Genomic DNA, 17,747 nt, shown 5'->3' with positions numbered 1-17,747 from the left:
ACCCCGCTGGCCGACATCGGTGTGACGGGTTTGGCGGTGATGGGATCGAATCTGGCGCGGAACTTCGCCCGGAACGGGTTCGTCACGGCGGTGCACAACCGGTCGTACGCCAAGACGCAGGCGTTGATCGACGAGCATGGGGGTGATGGGGTGTTCGTGCCGTCGGAGTCGGCGGCCGATTTCGTCGCGTCGCTGGCCAAGCCCCGCAAGATCCTGATCATGGTCAAGGCCGGCGACCCGACCGACGCGGTCATCGACGAGCTCGCCGATCTGGTCGAGCCCGACGACATCATCATCGACGGCGGCAACGCCAAGTTCGCCGACACCCGCCGCCGGCAGGCCGCGCTGGCCGAACGGGGGATCCATTTCGTCGGCTGCGGGGTCTCCGGCGGCGAGGAAGGCGCCCTGAACGGGCCCTCGATCATGCCCGGCGGGTCGGCCAAGTCCTACCAGTCGCTGGGCCCGATCCTGGAAAAGATCAGCGCGCACGTCGACGGCGCCCCGTGCTGCACCCACATCGGCACCGACGGCGCCGGCCATTTCGTCAAGATGGTCCACAACGGCATCGAGTACGCCGACATGCAGTTGATCGCCGAGGCCTACGACCTGCTGCGCCGCGGCGCCGGTCTCTCACCCGCCCGGATCGGGCAGATCTTCGGCGACTGGAACAACGGCGACCTGGACTCGTTCCTGATCGAGATCACCGCCCAGGTCCTGGCCCAGGTCGACGCGGCCACCGGCGCCCCGTTCATCGACGTCGTCGTCGACGCGGCCGGCATGAAAGGCACCGGCACCTGGACCGTGCAGACCGCGCTGGACCTGGGCGTGCCGGTCTCCGGCATCGCCGAGGCCGTGTTCGCCCGCGGCCTGTCCTCGGCCACCGCGCAACGCGCCGCCGCGCACGGCAAACTGCCCGGCCCGGACGGCACCTGGGCCATCACCGACGTGGACACGTTCGTCGAGGACGTACGGATCGCGCTGTACGCGTCCAAGATCGTCGCCTACGCCCAGGGCCTGGACGAGATCTTCGCCGGCGCCGCCGAGTACGGCTGGGACATCAACGTCGGCGCGGTCGCCCGGATCTGGCGGGGCGGCTGCATCATCCGCGCCAAATTCCTCAACCGCATCACCGAGGCCTACGACAACACCGCCGTGTCCGAACTGCCGGCCTCGCTGCTGCTCGCCCCGTACTTCACCGACGCGATCACCCACGCCCAGGACGCCTGGCGGCGGGTCGTCGCCGGCGCCGCGACCGCCGGCATCCCCACCCCCGGCTTCGCCGCCGCCCTGTCCTACTACGACGGCCTGCGCTCCGAACGACTGCCCGCCGCCCTTATCCAAGGCCAACGCGACTACTTCGGCGCCCACACCTACCACCGCACCGACCGACCCGGCACCTACCACACCCTCTGGTCCGGCGACCGCACCGAAACCCGCACCGACTGACCGCCCGCGACGGAACGTTCCCGCGGCACCGTTCCGCCGGACGTTCCCGCGGGAACGTCCCGCCGCACCGGACCCGCCGGACTGCGCCCGACCCGGGGCTGATCAATTCGGCACCGCACCCGCCATCTCGGACACGATCTGCCGAGTTGATCAGCCCGGTGGCTCCGTCGGCGTTCCCGCGGCAACGCCCGGGCTGACGGGCCGGCGATGCCCGCCCGGCCGCAACGGCCGCTCGTTCTCAGCAGTCGGCGCCGCACAGCCGCCCGTCCGGCCCGGCCACCGCCGGATCCGGGTCGGCACCGGCACCGGCACCGGCACCGGGGGCGCCGTCGGGGGTACCCGGTACGACCACGCCATCGGCGGCCGGGACCGCCACCGTCGGCCGCGGCCGGCGCAGCGCGAACCAGGAGACGACCGCGATGATCACCGCGATCACCGTGGCCACCGCACTGACCACCCGCAGGCCGGTCACGAACGCGTTCGCGGCGGCGTCGAACACCGCTGCGCCCTCCGCCGGCGGGAGCGTGGACGAGACCACCACCGCGCCGCCCAGGGTGTCCTTGGCCGCGTCGGCCGCCTGGGACGGCAGCCCGGCGGGCAGGCCGGCCGCCAGCTGCGACCGGTAGATCGCCACCCCCACGCTGCCCAGGATCGCGATGCCCAGCGCACCGCCCAGTTCGGCCGCCGTCTCCGAGATGCCGGACGCGGCACCCGCCTTCTCCGGCGGGGCGGTGCCGACGATCAGCTCCGTGGTGAGCCCGAACACCGGCCCGAGCCCGAGCGAGATGACGACCGACGAGGTGACGATCACCCACAGGCCGCCGGTCACGCCGATCTGGGTGAGCAGACCCAGACCCACCGCCGTCAGGCCCAGCCCCACCGCGATGACCAGCGCGGGCTGCACCCGCCGCACGATCCGCGGGCCGAGCTGCGAACCGACGATGAAGCCGGCGGCCGACGGCAGCGACCACAACCCCGACTGCAGCGGGGACAGCCCGAGGATCAGCTGCAGGTACTGGGCCAGGAACAGGAAGTAGCCCACCGAGATGAACACGGCCAGGAAGTTGACGGCCAGCGCCGTGCGGAACGAGCCGATCCGGAACAACCCGACGTCGATCATCGGGTCGGCCAGGCGCTTCTGCCGGCGCACCCAGCGCCAGCCGATCAGCAGGCCGGCCGCGATCAGCACGACCGGCAGCCAGGCGACGCCGTCCTGCGCGATCTCCTTGAGCCCGAAGATGACCGCCAGCACCGCGACGACCGACAGCCCGACGGAGAGCAGGTCGAGCCGGCCGGCGTTCGGATCCTTGTATTCCGGCAGCACGATCGGACCGAGGATCAGCAGTGCCACCATGACCGGGAGGGCGAGCAGGAACACCGCGCCCCACCAGAAGTGCTCGAGCACCAGCCCGCCGAGCACCGGCCCGATCGCGCTGCCGGCCGAGAACGCCCCGATCCAGATGCCGATGGCGACCGACCGCTGCCGCGGGTCGGCGAACATGTGGAAGATCAGGGACAGGGTGGACGGCGCCAGCGTCGCACCGGCCAGGCCGAGCAGGGCGCGGGACAGGATCAGCATCTCCGGCGTGGTGGCGAACGCCGCCAAGATCGAGGTGAGCCCGAAGCCGACGGCCCCGATCATGAGCAGTCGCCGGCGTCCGATCCGGTCGCCCAGGGTACCCATGGTGACCAGCGCCCCGGCGACCATGAACCCGTAGACGTCGATGATCCAGAGCAGCTGGGCGCTGGACGGCGCCAGCTGCTCACTGATCTGGGGCAACGCCAGGTGCAGGACGGTCAGGTCCATGACGTACATCAGGCAGGCCAGGGCCAGCACGGACAGGCCGACCCAGTCACCGGTGGTGGCCCGCCGGACGGGTGCGTCCACCGCCGCGTCCGTTGCGCTCATCGCCTGTCCCCTTCGCCGTTCCCGTGGCCGCCGGCCATGTCGTGTGTTTGACGGCCGATCCGCCGAGAAATCATCGGTTCGGGCACCGGCCGCGGTAGTCCTCCGGATCAAGAAAGCACACTGGTCCGACAGTCCCGGGACGAAGGAGAAGACGTGAGCTCACTGAACGGCTCCACCGTGGTACCGATCCGCCGGCCGGCCACCGGCGGCGACCGGTTCCGCACCGGCGCCCTGCTCGCCGCGACAGCCGCGCAGGTGGTGGTCCCGGTGATCGGGCCGCTGCTCGGACAGCGTCCGGTCGGTGAGGTCTCGAAGGACACTCCGAGCATCGTGACCCCGCCGGACTGGGCCTTCGGGGTGTGGGGCCCGATCTTCACCGGGTCCGCCGCCACCGCCGTCGTGCAGGCACTGCCGACGCAGCGGACCGCACCGGCGTCCCGGCAGGCCGGCTGGTGGCTGGCGACGGCCGCGGCCGGCAACGCGCTCTGGGAGTGGGTGGCCCAGTCGGGCCGCTACCGGGCGACGCCGCCGATCCTGTGGGGGATCGTCGCCGCCGCCGGGGCCGCGCACGTCGCGCTCCAGCGGGTGGAGCCGACCGCCCAGGCCCGGCTCGCGACGGGCAGCAACGGGATGCTGCTGGGCTGGACCAGCCTGGCCGCGTCGATCAACACCGCCGACGTGCTGCTCAGCGCGCTGCAGATCGACCCGGACAGCCGGCGGGGCCGGCTGGTGTCGCTGGGCCTGGTCGGCGGGGCCGCCGCCGGCGTGACCGCGGCCGTGGCGGCCAGCCGGCGGGGCGCCGCCGCGGTGGCCTCGACCACGTCATGGGGGCTGTCCACACTGGCCGCGAACACCCCCCGCACGGCGGTCCGGACGACCGGCTGGGCCGCGGTGTCGGGCGTGGCCGGTGGGCTGCTCACCCGGATCGCCAAGACCAAGCGGGTGCTCGACCTGATCGGGTGATCGCGGAGGCCGATACCCGCACCGGGACCCGCGCGGATCAACTGCGCCTGCGCGGATCAACTGACACCGGATGTGACGGGTGGGACCCGAGTAAACGAGTTCGGCCGCGCCCGGGTTGTTGATCCGCGCGGAACGGGCCGCGGCCCGGGGGGCCGGCCGGCGGTTCGGGCACACTTGATGGGTTGTGCCTCGTCCGGCCGGCCACCACGGCCGGGCGAGCCGAACCCAGTCGTGTGAAGGAATCGCCCGTGACCGACGGACCGCTGATCGTCCAGTCCGACAAGACGCTGCTGCTGGAGGTGTCCCACCCGGACGCTCCGGCCGCGCGGGCCAACATCGCCCCGTTCGCCGAGCTGGAACGCTCCCCCGAACACGTGCACACCTACCGGATCACCCCGCTGGCCCTGTGGAACGCGCGGGCCGCCGGGCACGACGCCGAGCAGGTCGTGGACGCGCTGGTCCGCTGGTCCCGGTTCCCGGTGCCGCAGGCGCTGCTGGTCGACGTCGTGGACACGATGAGCCGGTACGGCCGGCTGGTGCTGCAGTCGCACCCGGCGCACGGGCTGATCCTCACCGCGCGGGACCGGGCGGTGCTGGAGGAGATCCTGCGGCACAAGAAGATCTCGCCGATGCTCGGCGCCCGTATCGACCAGGACACCGTGGTCGTCCACCCGTCGCAGCGCGGGCACCTCAAGCAGCAGCTGCTCAAGGTCGGCTGGCCGGCCGAGGCCGAGGCCGGCTACGTCGACGGCGAGGCCCACCCGATCGCCCTGGACACCGGTGACTGGCAGCTGCGCTCCTACCCGGCCGCCGCCGTCGACGGGTTCTGGGACGGCGGATCCGGTGTCGTCGTGCTGCCCTGCGGGGCCGGCAAGACGCTGGTCGGCGCGGCGGCGATGGCCAAGGCCCAGGCGACCACGCTGATCCTGGTCACCAACACCGTCTCCGGCCGGCAATGGAAGCGGGAATTGCTGCACCGGACGAGCCTGACCGAGGAGGAGATCGGCGAGTACTCCGGCGAGCGCAAGGAGATCCGCCCGGTCACCATCGCGACGTACCAGGTGATGACCCGCAAGTCCGGCGGCCAGTACCGCCACCTGGACCTGTTCGACTCCCGCGACTGGGGCCTGGTCATCTACGACGAGGTGCACCTGCTGCCGGCGCCGGTGTTCCGGATGACCGCCGACCTGCAATCGCGCCGCCGCCTCGGGTTGACCGCCACCCTGGTCCGCGAGGACGGGCGGGAGGGCGACGTGTTCTCCCTGATCGGACCGAAGCGGTACGACGCCCCCTGGAAGGACATCGAGTCGCAGGGCTGGATCGCCCCGGCCGAGTGCACCGAGGTGCGGGTCACGCTGACCGATCACGAGCGGCTGGTCTACGCCACGGCCGAACCCGAGGAGCGGTACAAGATCGCCTCCACCGCCCGGACCAAGCTCCCGGTGGTGCGCAGCGTGCTGGACCGGCACCCGGGCGAACCGACGCTGGTCATCGGCGCCTACCTGGACCAGCTGGAGGAGCTGGGCGAGGAACTGCAGGCGCCGGTCATCCAGGGCTCCACCCGCAACGCCGAGCGGGAGCGGCTGTTCGACGCGTTCCGGGCCGGCGAGCTCAAGACCCTGGTGGTGTCCAAGGTCGCCAACTTCTCGATCGACCTGCCCGACGCGACCGTCGCCATCCAGGTCTCCGGCACGTTCGGCAGCCGCCAGGAGGAGGCGCAGCGGCTGGGCCGCCTGCTGCGACCCAAGGGTGACGGGCGGCAGGCCCACTTCTACTCGATCGTCTCCCGGGACACCCTGGACACCGAGTACGCCGCGCACCGGCAGCGCTTCCTGGCCGAACAGGGTTACGCCTACCGGATCGTCGACGCCGACGACCTGCTCGGCCCGGCCGTGCCCAGCAGCGACGAGTAGACCGGCCCGGTCTGTTTGACTGGCGCCGTGGACTCCTACACCGTCGCCGACCACCTGGTCGACCGGCTGGCCGAGCTCGGGGTCGACCGGGTCTTCGGCGTGCCCGGCGACTACAGCCTCGGCCTGCTCGACCACATCGCGCACCACCCGTCGGTGACCTGGACCGGCACCACCAACGAACTCAACGCCGGCTACGCGGCCGACGGGTACGCCCGGCTGCGCGGGATCGGCGCGCTGTGCACCACCTTCGGCGTCGGCGAGCTGAGCGCGATCAACGCGATCGCCGGCAGCTACGCCGAGCACGTGCCGGTCGTGCATGTCGTCGGCTCGCCCGCGCTGGCCAAGCAGACCCAGCACCGGCCGCTGCACCACACCCTGGGCGACGGCGAGTTCGGCCACTTCGCCGCGATGCACGCCGACATCACCTGTGCGCGGGCCGCGTTGACCGAGCAGAACGCGCTCGTCGAGATCGACCGGGTGCTCGCGCGGGTCCGCGACGAGCGCCTGCCCGGCTACCTGCTGGTGCCGGCGGACGTCGCCCAGGCGCCGGTCGACCGGGCGAGCGTGCCGCTGCCACCGCCGACCGACGGCACCGACCCGGAGGCACTGGCCGGCGTCGCCGACCCCGCCCCCCGGCTGCTCGACCAGGCCCCCGACCGGGGCGGGATCGGCGTGCTCGCCGGCCTGCTGGTGCACCGCTTCGGCGCCGCCGGCGCGCTGGCCGAGGTGCTCGCCGCCGGGGTGCCGCACGCGGTCACCCCGTGGGCCAAGAGCCTGGTCGACGAGTCGGCACCGGGCTTTGCCGGCACCTATTCGGGGGCGGCCGGCAGCGGCGAAGCGACCCGTCGGGCGGTCGAGGACGCCGCCGCGCTGATCCTGGCCGGCGTCCAGTTCACCGATCTGAACTCCGGCCTGTTCACCCAGCGGATCACCCGGTCCCGGACGATCGACCTCGGCGCCCGCGCGGCCGCCGTCGGGCCGGCCGTCTTCGCCCCGGTCGAGCTGGCCGATGCGCTGGCCGCGCTCGCCCCGCTGGTCGCTTCCCGGCCCGCGGTCGCGCTGCCCGCGGCCCCGGCGGTCGACCCGGGCCCGCCGGCGGCGGACGGCGAACCGCTGAGCCAGGCCGGGCTGTGGCAGGAGGTGGCCGATTCGCTGCGCGCCGGCGACATCGTGCTGGCCGAGCAGGGCACGTCGTTCTACGGGATGGCGCCGCACCCGATCCCGGCCGGGGTCACCTTCGTCGGGCAACCGCTGTGGGCGTCCATCGGCTACACGCTGCCCGCGCTGCTCGGCGCCTGCACCGCGGCCCCGGGCCGCCGTGGCGTGCTGCTCGTCGGTGACGGGGCCGCCCAGATGACGGGGACCGAACTGTCCACCGTGCTGCGCCTGGGCCTGCCGGTGATCGTGCTGGTCGTCGACAACGACGGGTACACGATCGAACGGGCCATCCACGGTCCGGACGAGCCCTACAACGACATCGCCCGGTGGGACTGGACCGCGCTGCCGGCGGCGTTCGGCGCGACCGGCGCGACCGTGGCCCGGGTAAGCACGGCCGGCGAGCTGCGCGCCGCGCTGGCCGGGCCGCCCGGCTTCACCCTGATCCAGGCGGTGGTCCCCCGCGACGACGTGCCCGACCTGCTGGCCACCCTGACCCGCGTGCTCGGCGGGGTCGCGAGATGACCGTGGAGAGGAGCGGGGTGCTCACCGAGGACGAGGCCCTCGAGCTGCTCGCCTACCTGGTCACCAGCGCCCGCACGCAGGTCGACGAGGCCGCGGAGTACGGGCCGCTGCGCCTGCTGACGGCCGCCCGGCGCCTGGGCGAGGCCATCGCGGCCCGCTCGTCCGACGCGACCGCCGCGTTCGTCGCCGGCCCGCTGGAGGCGCTGCCCGAACTGGCCGTCCCGAAGGCGGGCCGGGAGGAGTACGTCGCCCGGCTCGACGAGGTCTGCCGGCTGCTGGCGGTGCTGCTGACCGACCGGTTCGCGTCGTGAACCCCGTCCTGGCCGCGATCCGCAGCCGGCGGGTGGTCCGCGCGATGAGCGACCGGCCGGTGTCCAGAGCCGACCTGGAGACGATCCTGGATGCCGGGCGGTGGGCCCCCAGTGCCGGGAACCGGCACCTGCAACGGTTCGTCGCCACCGACCACCCAGGCACCCTGCACGTGCTGCGGATGGTCTCCCCGGGCATGATCGCCCGGCCGACCGCCGCCATCGTCATCTGCACCGACCGGGCGTTGGCCGCGGACTTCGGGTTCCGGCCGGACGTGCCCGGCCCCTGGATCGACGTCGGGACGGCGGCCGCCACGCTGATGCTGGCTGCGCACGCGATCGGCGTCGGCGCCGGTCCGGTGACCTCGTTCAGCAAGGCGGCGGTGGCGGCGGCGCTGCACCTGCCGGACGGGTTGCGGCCCGACATGATCGTGTGTCTGGGCTACCCGGCCACCGGGGGACCGGCCCCGATCCGGCGCGGACGGCGGCTGAGCTGGCGTGATCTGACGACGTTCGTCCCCTGAGACCTCGTTCCGACGTCCGTCCCGGGGGGTTCGTAGGCTGAGGCCATGACGACGACGGTGGCGGCCGCGGCCGATTTCTGGGACGCGGAACCGGGCTACCTCAACACCTCCTCGTACGGGCTGCCGCCCCGCCCGGCGTGGGAGGCCCTGCAGCGGGCCCTGGCCGACTGGCGCGGTGGCCGGACCAGCTGGGAGAGCTGGGCGGACGCCGTCGACGAGTCCCGCGCGCTGTTCGCCGGTCTCGTCGGGGTCGAGCCGGCGGCGGTGGCCACCGGGGCGTCGGTGTCCCAGCTGCTGGCGCCGGTCGGCGCGGCCGTGCCGGACGGGGCCACCGTCCTGGTGCCGGACGTCGAGTTCACCTCCAATGTGTTCCCGTGGGCGGTCCACGCCGGGCGCGGCGTCACCGTCCGCACGGCCCCGGTGGACGGCTTCGTCGAGGCGATCACCGCCGGCGTGGACGTCGTCGCGTGGTCGGCCGTGCAGTCCGCGACCGGCGAGGTGGCCGGCGACGCCGCCATTTCCGCCGCCGCCCGGGCGGTGGGCGCGCTGACGGTCGTGGACGTGACCCAGGCCGCCGGCTGGCTGCCCGTCGACGCGAATGCCGTCGACGTGCTGGTCGGCACCGCGTACAAGTGGCTGTGCAGCCCACGCGGCACCGGCTTCCTGGTTCTGCACCCCGACCTGTCCGGCCGCCATCCGGGCGTCGCGTCGCGGCTGATCCCGCTGGCCGCCAACTGGTTCGCCGGCGAGTCGGTGCACGACTCGTACTACGGCCTGCCGCTGCGGCTGGCCGGCGACGCCCGCCGCTTCGACATCTCCCCGGCCTGGCACTGCTGGGTCGGCACCGCACCCGCGCTGCGGTTGCTGACCGAGGTCGGAGTGGCCGAGATCGGCGCCCACAACGTCGGTCTGGCCAATTCGTTCCTGACCGCGCTGGATCAGCCGCCGTCGAACTCGGCGATCGTCAGCGTGCCCGCGGACGAGGCCGCCGTCGCCCGGCTGCACGCGGCCGGGGTGCGCTTCGGCATGCGGGCCGGCCGGGTGCGGGTCGCGTTCCACCTCTACTCGACCCCCGCCGACGTCGAGCTGGCGGTGCGGGCCCTGCGCGGCTGACCGCGGTGGCCGGTTGGCCGGCCGAGGCCGATCGGGTCAGGACAGCAGCTCGAACGCCACCGCGAGCCGGCCGCCGAACCGCGGCGCGTGCATCGTCGCGAAGCCGCGGAGCATGCCGTCGACGTCCGGCGCGTGCTCGCCCAGTCCCTCCAGGTAGCGGCGGTGCGCGTTCAGCGAGGCCACGCTCGCCTCGATGGTGTCGGTGACGTCGACCGCATGGGTCGCCCGGGGCGAGGCGGCCAGCGCGGTGTAGCGCACCTTCCAGGGGTCGAGTCCCTCGGCGGCCAGATCCCGGAAGACCCAGCGGTTGCCGGCGTCCCGGGTCGCGTCGACCGCGGCCAGACCGACCGCGCGGTGGTCGGCGTAGTCGATGCCGCCCCAGGCCGGCCGAGGGTCGGGGTTGGATGCGACGACCACATCCGGTCGCCGTCGCCGGATGGCCCGGGCGAGATCCCGCCGCAGCGACAGCCCGTACTCGACCACCCCGTCGGGATGGCCGAGGAACTCGACGGTGTCGACGCCGACCTCGGCCGCGCCGGCCAGCTCCTCCGCCTCGCGCACCGGCCCGCACTCGGCCGGGTCCAGACCGTCGATGCCGGCCTCGCCGGAGGTCACGAGCAGGTAGGTGACCGTCTTGCCGGCCCGGGTCCAGGCCGCGACCGCGCCGGCGGTGCCGTACTCCAGGTCGTCGGGGTGGGCGGCGATGCACAGGGCGGTCTGCCAGTCGTCGGGAAACGGGTCGAGATCGGGAAGTGAATCGGCCATCCGGGCAGTTTCCCCTATCCGACCGCGGCCGGCACCTGCGACAATCGGGCGACCCGACGCCGATCACCGAGGAGTCCGCATGCCCGCAGCCGGCCGCCGTCGCCGCTGGCCGTGGGTGGTGGGCGCCGGCGTCGTGCTCGCCGGCGGCGCCGCCTTCTCCTTCCTGACCAGCCCTCGCAGCGACACCGACGTCGTCGGTGTCGCCGACACCTTGTGCAAGGAACTGCGGATCGATCGGTTGTCGGCCGTCGCCGGCGTCCCGCTCACGCAATCCGACGACCCCCCGGACTCGTCGAGTTGCACCCTGGTCGGGCCGGTCCCGGGCGACGGCCGGGTGCCGGACGGGCAGGCCTTCCTGCGGTTCGCGATGGCGACCGGGAACAACGTGGACCAGACCGGTGGCTCGCTGTTCGATTCCCGAGGTATCGACGGCGTCGGCTGGAAGGAGGTGATCGATCAGGACGGGTTCTACTCGGCCAAGATCATCTCGCTGCCGGGCAACAAGTCGGCGTCGGTCACCATCACGTCCGCGCAGAGCAACTTCGGGGATGCCGCGCTGGCCGTCGCGCTGCTGAACGAGTGGCTGGTCTGACCGTCCGACCAGAGTCGAAAGGCCCTTCCACACGGTTCGTTCCGGGCTGTCGGCGAGCCGCGCCCGGCCGTAGCGTCGGGAACCGTGAGCGCAACCCTGCACCCGTCCGCCGTTCCGACGAAAGCCGCCGTGCCGGCTTCGATGTGGGTCGGGGCCGGGATGGCCCTGGCCGCGTTCGGGGCGAGTGTCTACTTCTTCGAGATCGCCGGGTACCAGGCGTCGTCGCTGTGCTGGCTCAACCGCATGCTGATGCTGGCGCTGTTCCTCGTCATCGGTAGCGGGATCGTCACCCGGGACACCGGCGCCTGGCGGTACACGGTGCCGTTCCTGGTGATCGGGCTGCCGGTGGCGCTGTTCCAGCAACTGGTGCACTGGAACGTCATCCCGCTCGGGATCCAGCAGTGCGGCACCTCCTACGTGTGCACGACCAAATTCTTCAACCTGTTCGGCGTCATCAGCCAGGCCACCCTCTGCCTGGTCGCCTTCGTCGTGGTGGCCGCCGCCATGGCCGCCCTCGCCGCCCGCGACCGCACCCCCTCCCCCGCCGCCGCGGACCGCTGACCCACCCCCGGCCGGCCCTCCACCCGGCGCGCCTTCCCCGCGCGGATCAACGACCGCGGCGCGGCCGAACTCATCGACTCCTGTCCCACGCGCACCATTTCGGGCCAGTTGATCCGCGCGACTGTCCACACCTGCCGTGTGGATCCCTGCGCGGACGAAATCGGCGACTCCTGCCCCACGCGCACCATTTCGCGTGAGTTGATCCGCGCCGGCGTCGTTGATCCGCGCGGGTCAGGGCGGCCGAGGGAGGTGGGGCGTCCGTAGGATGGCCCGGCATCCTCGGAGGGAGGGGCCGTGCCCGTGATCGACCTCAACAGCGACGTCGGCGAGTCGTTCGGGCGCTGGACGCTCGGTGACGACGCCGCGCTGATGCCGTTGATCACCAGCGCGAACGTGGCCTGCGGCTTCCACGCGGGAGATCCGCGGACCCTACGTGACACCTGCGGCGCCGCCGCGCGGCACGGGGTGACGGTCGGGGCGCAGGTCGGCTACCGCGACCTGGCCGGGTTCGGCCGGCGGTTCATCGACGTCGAGCCGGCCGACCTGGTCGCCGACGTGGTCTATCAGATCGGTGCGTTGCAGGCCCTGGCCGCGGCGGCCGGCACCACGGTCCGCTACGTCAAGCCGCACGGCGCCCTGTACAACGCGATCGTGCATCACCGGGACCAGGCCGCCGCGGTGGTCGAGGCGGTGCGGGTGGTCGACCCGGGCCTGGCCGTGGTCGGGCTGCCCGGGTCGGCCGTCCTGGAGCTGGCCGCGGCGGCCGGGCTGCGGACGGTGCGGGAGGCGTTCGCCGACCGCGCCTACACCCCGCAGGGCACCCTGGTGTCCCGTCGCGAGCCGGGCGCCACCCTGCACGACCCGGACCTGGTGGCGGAGCGGATGGTGCGGCTGGTCACCGACCGGGTCATCGCCGCCGTGGACGGCACCGACGTCGCCGTCGCCGCCGACAGCATCTGCGTGCACGGCGATGGCCCCGGGGCGGTCGAGCTGGCCCGCCGGGTTCGGGCCGCGCTGGAGGCGGCCGGGGTCACCGTCGGAGCCTTCGCGTGAACGCGGGCCGGGCGGGGTGCACCGGGCGGTTCGAGGGGCCAGTTCCGGTCGTCCACCGGGCCACGGGAGGACCGGAACCGGCCCGTCGATCCCGGGGGTGGCGATGACGCCGCGGTTGCGCCGGGCCGGCGACCGGGCGTTGTTGCTCGAGACCGGCGACCCGGCCGGCACCCTCGCGGTCGCCGCCGCCCTGGCGGCCGCGGACCTGCACGAGGTCGATGACCTGGTCCTGGCCGCCGCCACCGTGCTGATCCGGGTCGCCCGCGGCACCGACCTGACCGCGCTGGGGCGGCGCGTGCTCGCCGTGACCGGCAGCGCGACAACCGGCAGCGCAAGGGCCGATGACGCGACAACCGGCGGCGCGACAACCGGCGGCCCGCCCGCGGGCTCCGGCGTGACCGCGCCGGACGACCTGGAGATCGCGGTGGTGTACGACGGGCCCGACCTGGCCGAGGTCGCCGCGAGTACCGGACTGACCGTGGCCGAGGTGATCGCGACGCACACCGGAACCCCCTGGCAGGCCGCCTTCGTCGGCTTCGCCCCGGGCTTCGCCTACCTGATCGGCGGCGACCCGCGGCTGCGGGTGGCCCGGCACCCGCAGTCCCGGCCCCGGGTGCCCGCCGGGTCGGTCGCGCTGGCCGGCGAGTACTCCGCGGTCTACCCCCGCGAATCCCCCGGCGGCTGGCAGCTGATCGGGCACACCACCGCACGGCTGTGGGACGAGACGGCGGAACCGCCCGCCGCGATCCGGCCCGGCCGCCGGGTCCGCTTCCGGGTCGCCGGAGCCCGCCCGTGAGCACCCGCCCGACGGCGACGGGGCCGGATGCGATGCTCACGGTCGTGCGGCCGGGGCCGCTGGCCCTGCTCCAGGACGCCGGCCGGTTCGGGCACGCCGCCGACGGCGTCGGGCGGTCGGGTCCGGCCGACCGGGCCGCGCACGCCCGGGCCAACCAGCTGGTCGGCAACGCCGCCGGGGCCACCGCGATCGAGGTCACCCTGGGCGGCCTGGTGATCCGGGTCGAGCACGAGGTGACGGCGGTGATCACCGGCGCCCCCGCCCCCGCCGACGTGGACGGGGACCCGGTCGCCCACGACACCCCGCTGGTCCTGGCGGCCGGCCGGTCGTTGCGCCTGCGGGTACCCCGCACCGGGCTGCGCAGTTACCTGGCCGTGGCCGGGGGTGTCGACGTCCCGCTCACCCTCGGCTCGGCCAGCACGGACACCCTCGCCGGGCTGGGTCCGGCCCCCCTGGCCGCGGGCGACCGGCTCGCGGTGGGAACGAGCCGGGGCACCGGCCCGGTGCCGGCGGCCGCGCCACCGGGCGAGGCGACCTCGGTGCTGCGGGTGCTGTTCGGGCCCCGCGACGACTGGTTCACCGATCCGGCCGCGCTGACCACCGGGTCGTGGCAGGTGTCGCCGCAGAGCAATCGGGTCGGGCTGCGCCTCGACCGCCCGGACGGCGACGGGACCGTCCTGACCCGGGCCCGGCCGGGCGAGCTGCCCAGTGAGGGTCTGGTTCTCGGGGCCATCCAGGTGCCGCCGAGCGGGCAGCCGGTGCTGTTCCTGGCCGATCATCCGCTGACCGGCGGCTACCCGGTGGTCGCCGTCGTGGTCGACGACGACATCGACCGGGCCGGGCAGCTGCGTCCGGGCCAACGGCTGCGTTTCGTCCCGGCCTGATCGTCCCGACCTCGTCGATCAGCCGACGGCGGCCCGGCGAGAGCGGCTGGCCGGCGAGCGACTTGCCACCTTTGGCCTTCTGAATCGGTTCAGAGGGCCGAAAGGGGCAAGTCGGCGCGCGGGCGCGGGACTCGCGGATCGCCGGGTTCGCGCGGATCGCCGGACTCGCGCCGATCGCCGGGTTTGCGTGGCCGGTCGCGGGCCGGCGGTCAGCCGACCGCGACCAGCCCGCTGCGGCCAACGCCGGCCTCCTGCGCCAGGGCCGCCCGCAGGGCGGCGCCGTCCTCGTCGACCAGCGCCGCGTCGCGCAGCTGCCGCACCCGGGCGGCGGCCGCCGGCGGGATCGGCCCGGCGGAGAGCCGGTCGACGGCGTCCATCAGCAGACCGAAACTCTCCCGGCCATGCTCGTGGGTGGCGCCGTAGCCCTTGAGCACCCGCTGGCACTCGATGACCTCGCGGGCCAGCGCCGGATCGTCCTGACCGACCCGGACGGCGCGGTCCAACCAGGCCTCGATCGCCTCCTGCTCCCGCGCGAAGCGATAGGACCGCGGCCGCAGCGGGCGGAACCGGGACATCGCCCACAGCAACGAGAACCCGACGGTGCCGGTGGTGTTGACGGTGATGCCGTTGCGGGTCAGTTTGCCGACGACCTTCGCGAAAACGCGAGACCGGGACAGCCGACGCCCGAGCGCGGTGGGCAGGGTGTCGGTGATCTCCTCGACCTGCGGGTGCAGGTACTCGCGGACGTCGACGATCTGGCCCTTCTTCGCCCCGGCCTCGTCGCGCACGCCGGCGATCCGCTGACGACGGATCTTCTGGTGGGCGACGTGAATGGTGTCCTGGTACGTCATCCACAGGGCGACGTGCCGGGCCGCCTCGACGGTCAGGCGGGCCTCACCGACGGCGTCCGGCTCCAGCGCGGCGATCCGCGCGACCCGGTCGAGATACCGGTCCGTGTAGGCGGTGTCCTGGTAGACGGCCGTGCGGACGCAGCCGAGCAGCAGCATGTCGCGCGCGGCGACCGGGAACTGTTCGGCCACCCGTCGGGCGTGCGCCTGTAGGGCGGGGCCGACCAGACGGCCCGGGTCCTTCGCCGCGATCTCCCGTCGCCGCTGCTCCTCGGACTGCGCGGCCGCTTCGGCCGGGTCGACCGGACGGCGGGGCTTCAGCGTCAGGGCGACGGGACCGTTGCCGCGCTTGGCCGGGGCGGGCGGCGGCGCGGTGGCCGCCTCGTAGCCGGCGGCGAACGCCCGCAGCGACGCTTCGACACCCTTGCCCGAGGCCGTGATCGCGGCCTCGAAGTCCTTCCGCGGGCACGGCAGCGCGGCCGACCCGGACAGTGCCCCGAACAGCGAGGCGCTGATGACGCTGCCGGCCTTCGTGGCCAGAGCCATGAAGTCGGCCGAGACGAGTCGCTTGGCCCCGGCCTCCGCGGCGGCCAGCAACGCCCCGCTGTCGGCCCGGCCGTCGCCGAGCGTGATCCGCTCGTCGATCGAGTAGACCCGGTTGGTCGACGCGATCAGCGTGGTGCGGTCCGGGGTGGCGAACCCGCGCTGCACGGCCCGGCCGGCCTCCATCAACTCGGAGGCGATCACGACGTCGACCTCCCCCGGCGTCGGGAACAGGCTCAGAACCGGCTGGCTGCGGGCCTTCTCGCCGGCGGGGACGGCCGACGGCGGGTACAGCTCCACGTAGTAGACGGTCGCCCCGGTGCGCTGGGCGACTCCGGCGACCGAGGTGTTCTGCGCGTACCAGCCGGCCTGCTGCCCGACGGCGACGATCCAGTCGGCCAGCACCCCGCCGCCCTCGCCGCCCATGGCCAGGATGGCGATGGTGATCGGCCGACGGCCGCTGTTCCAGCTGCTGGTCATGACGCCACCTCGTACTGTGCGGCCCGGGACTCGACCCCGGAAGACAGGGCCCTGGTCCAGCCCTTGCGGATGACGGACCGGGCGCGGTCGACCGCGGTCGGGTTGATGACCGTGTCGGTCCGGTAGAACGACGGGCACAGCGACGCCGCGTGGGCGTTGGCGCCACAGACCCCGCAGCCGACGCAGGAGTCGAGTACGGTGGCGACCGGGTCGGTGCGCATCGGGTCGGGGTTCGGCGCGATGGTCAGCGACGGGCAACCGGACACCCGGATGCAGGCGTGGTCACCGGTGCAGGTCTCCGCGTCGACGCCGAACCGTTCCTTGACGACCCGCTTGCCCTCCTTGATCGCCTTCTGCCGCAACGGCTTCTCGCGGCGCTGCTTGTTGAGCTGGCACTCGGACTGCGCGACGACGACCTTGGGGCCCTTGGTCTTGGTGGTCAGCGCGGTGACCAGCAGGTCGCGCAGCTCGGCGATCTTGTACGTGTCGGTGACGGTCTTCGCCCACGTGACACCCACGCCGCGGACGGCCTTCTCGATCGGATGCTGGGTGGAGCGCAGCTGGTTGTCGGCCTTGGACGAGAGCACGTCCTGACCGCCGGTCGCCGCGCTGTACGCGTTGTCGACCACCAGCAGCAACTGGTCGTTCTCGTTGAACACCGCGTTGCCGACGCCGCTGGTCAACCCGTTGTGCCAGAACCCGCCGTCGCCCATGACGGCGACGGTGCGGCGGTCGGCCGACTTGGAGTTCAGCGCCGCCGCCCCCGCCGAGCCGAGCCCGTAGCCCATGGTGGTGGCGCCGAGGTTGAACGGCTCGTTGATGGCGAACAGGTGGCAGCCGATGTCCGCGCTGACGTGGTGCTTCTTGCCGGTCTCCTTCTCGGCCAGCTTCAGCGCGCTGAAGATCGGCCGTTCCGGGCAGCCGGTGCACAGCCCGGGCGGGCGGGCCTTGATCGCCGACGCGTCGACCCGGGTCGCGAACGGACTGGCCGGGTCGTCGGCCGGCCGGAGCAGGGCCGGGCGGGTGCGCTCGCGGTCCGGCAGGTGTTTCGCGAGGAATTCGTCGACGCCGCGGGTGACGGCGGTGGTGGTGTACTCACCGGCCACCGGCAGCAGGTCCTTGCCGTGCAGGGCGACCGGGGAGCCGGCGCGCCGCAGGATCGCGTTGAGGTTCTGCTCGATGTAGTCCGGCTGCCCCTCCTCGACCAGCAGCACGGCGCGCTTACCGGCGCAGAAGTCGAGGATCTCGGAGTCGACCACCGGGTAGGTCACGTTCATGACGTAGATCGGGACCTGGGTGGGGCCGAACGCGTCGGACTGGCCGAGCAGCTCGAGCGCGCGGTTCAGGGTGTTGTAGACGCCGCCCTGCA

Annotated in this window: 16 protein-coding genes; 12 read left to right on the top strand and 4 right to left on the bottom strand. The window is 73.5% G+C overall.

Annotated elements, in window-relative coordinates:
* The first annotated feature begins 6 nt into the window (after positions 1-6).
* A complete protein-coding gene (gndA, locus tag ACOJUF_RS00865) occupies positions 7-1,446 on the top strand; it encodes an NADP-dependent phosphogluconate dehydrogenase (RefSeq protein ID WP_420119975.1) in 1,440 nt (479 codons plus the stop codon).
* A 238-nt stretch (positions 1,447-1,684) separates the two neighbouring features.
* Here gndA and ACOJUF_RS00860 read toward each other — a convergent pair whose 3' ends face one another.
* Positions 1,685-3,355: an MFS transporter gene (locus tag ACOJUF_RS00860; protein WP_420119972.1), complete on the bottom strand. Its 1,671-nt coding sequence runs from the start codon at positions 3,353-3,355 to the stop codon at positions 1,685-1,687.
* A 153-nt stretch (positions 3,356-3,508) separates the two neighbouring features.
* Here ACOJUF_RS00860 and ACOJUF_RS00855 point away from each other — a divergent pair, with 153 nt between their 5' ends.
* From ACOJUF_RS00855 to ACOJUF_RS00830, 6 genes are all read left to right on the top strand, one after another.
* Positions 3,509-4,318 (top strand): hypothetical protein, encoded by an 810-nt coding sequence (locus tag ACOJUF_RS00855; RefSeq protein ID WP_420119971.1) that lies wholly within the window; start codon positions 3,509-3,511, stop codon positions 4,316-4,318.
* A gap of 248 nt (positions 4,319-4,566) precedes the next feature.
* Complete coding sequence (locus tag ACOJUF_RS00850) at positions 4,567-6,231, top strand: DNA repair helicase XPB (RefSeq protein ID WP_420119970.1); 1,665 nt, start codon at positions 4,567-4,569, stop codon at positions 6,229-6,231.
* 15 nt (positions 6,232-6,246) lie between these two features.
* Positions 6,247-7,911 (top strand): alpha-keto acid decarboxylase family protein, encoded by a 1,665-nt coding sequence (locus tag ACOJUF_RS00845; RefSeq protein ID WP_420119969.1) that lies wholly within the window; start codon positions 6,247-6,249, stop codon positions 7,909-7,911.
* Positions 7,908-8,222, top strand: a complete 315-nt coding sequence (locus ACOJUF_RS00840; RefSeq protein ID WP_420119968.1) for a DUF6092 family protein — start codon at positions 7,908-7,910, stop codon at positions 8,220-8,222. The genes ACOJUF_RS00845 and ACOJUF_RS00840 overlap by 4 nt, the downstream gene beginning before the upstream one ends.
* The gene (locus ACOJUF_RS00835; protein WP_420119967.1) at positions 8,219-8,743 is read left to right on the top strand and encodes a nitroreductase family protein; all 525 of its coding nucleotides are present in this window, start codon (positions 8,219-8,221) and stop codon (positions 8,741-8,743) included. The genes ACOJUF_RS00840 and ACOJUF_RS00835 overlap by 4 nt, the downstream gene beginning before the upstream one ends.
* 45 nt (positions 8,744-8,788) lie before the next feature.
* Positions 8,789-9,856: an aminotransferase class V-fold PLP-dependent enzyme gene (locus ACOJUF_RS00830; protein ID WP_420119966.1), complete on the top strand. Its 1,068-nt coding sequence runs from the start codon at positions 8,789-8,791 to the stop codon at positions 9,854-9,856.
* Positions 9,857-9,892: 36 nt separating this feature from the next.
* Here ACOJUF_RS00830 and ACOJUF_RS00825 read toward each other — a convergent pair whose 3' ends face one another.
* Complete coding sequence (locus ACOJUF_RS00825) at positions 9,893-10,621, bottom strand: PIG-L deacetylase family protein (protein ID WP_420119965.1); 729 nt, start codon at positions 10,619-10,621, stop codon at positions 9,893-9,895.
* A 79-nt stretch (positions 10,622-10,700) separates the two neighbouring features.
* Between ACOJUF_RS00825 and ACOJUF_RS00820 the strand changes: the two genes are divergently transcribed.
* The 5 genes from ACOJUF_RS00820 (at position 10,701) to ACOJUF_RS00800 (ending at position 14,507) form a co-directional block, all read left to right on the top strand.
* Positions 10,701-11,213 (top strand): hypothetical protein, encoded by a 513-nt coding sequence (locus ACOJUF_RS00820; protein WP_420119964.1) that lies wholly within the window; start codon positions 10,701-10,703, stop codon positions 11,211-11,213.
* Positions 11,214-11,297: 84 nt separating this feature from the next.
* A complete protein-coding gene (locus ACOJUF_RS00815) occupies positions 11,298-11,774 on the top strand; it encodes a hypothetical protein (RefSeq protein ID WP_420119963.1) in 477 nt (158 codons plus the stop codon).
* Positions 11,775-12,068: 294 nt separating this feature from the next.
* On the top strand, positions 12,069-12,827 hold the full coding sequence (locus ACOJUF_RS00810; RefSeq protein WP_420119962.1) for a LamB/YcsF family protein: 759 nt from the start codon (positions 12,069-12,071) through the stop codon (positions 12,825-12,827).
* A 103-nt stretch (positions 12,828-12,930) separates the two neighbouring features.
* Positions 12,931-13,623 (top strand): 5-oxoprolinase subunit B family protein, encoded by a 693-nt coding sequence (locus tag ACOJUF_RS00805; RefSeq protein WP_420119974.1) that lies wholly within the window; start codon positions 12,931-12,933, stop codon positions 13,621-13,623.
* Between the two features lie 32 nt (positions 13,624-13,655).
* A complete protein-coding gene (locus ACOJUF_RS00800) occupies positions 13,656-14,507 on the top strand; it encodes a biotin-dependent carboxyltransferase family protein (protein ID WP_420119973.1) in 852 nt (283 codons plus the stop codon).
* A 209-nt stretch (positions 14,508-14,716) separates the two neighbouring features.
* On the opposite strand, the gene ACOJUF_RS00795 is transcribed toward ACOJUF_RS00800, so the two are convergent.
* On the bottom strand, positions 14,717-16,378 hold the full coding sequence (locus ACOJUF_RS00795; RefSeq protein ID WP_420119961.1) for an indolepyruvate oxidoreductase subunit beta family protein: 1,662 nt from the start codon (positions 16,376-16,378) through the stop codon (positions 14,717-14,719).
* Positions 16,375-17,747 (bottom strand): thiamine pyrophosphate-dependent enzyme (locus tag ACOJUF_RS00790; protein ID WP_420119960.1); only part of this gene is annotated, 1,373 nt, incomplete at its 5' end. The genes ACOJUF_RS00790 and ACOJUF_RS00795, both read right to left, overlap by 4 nt.

The sequence above is a fragment of the Nakamurella sp. genome (genome assembly GCF_048594475.1).
Classification (GTDB): Bacteria; Actinomycetota; Actinomycetes; order Mycobacteriales; family Nakamurellaceae; genus Nakamurella.
This window is presented reverse-complemented; position numbering and strand designations above follow the sequence as displayed.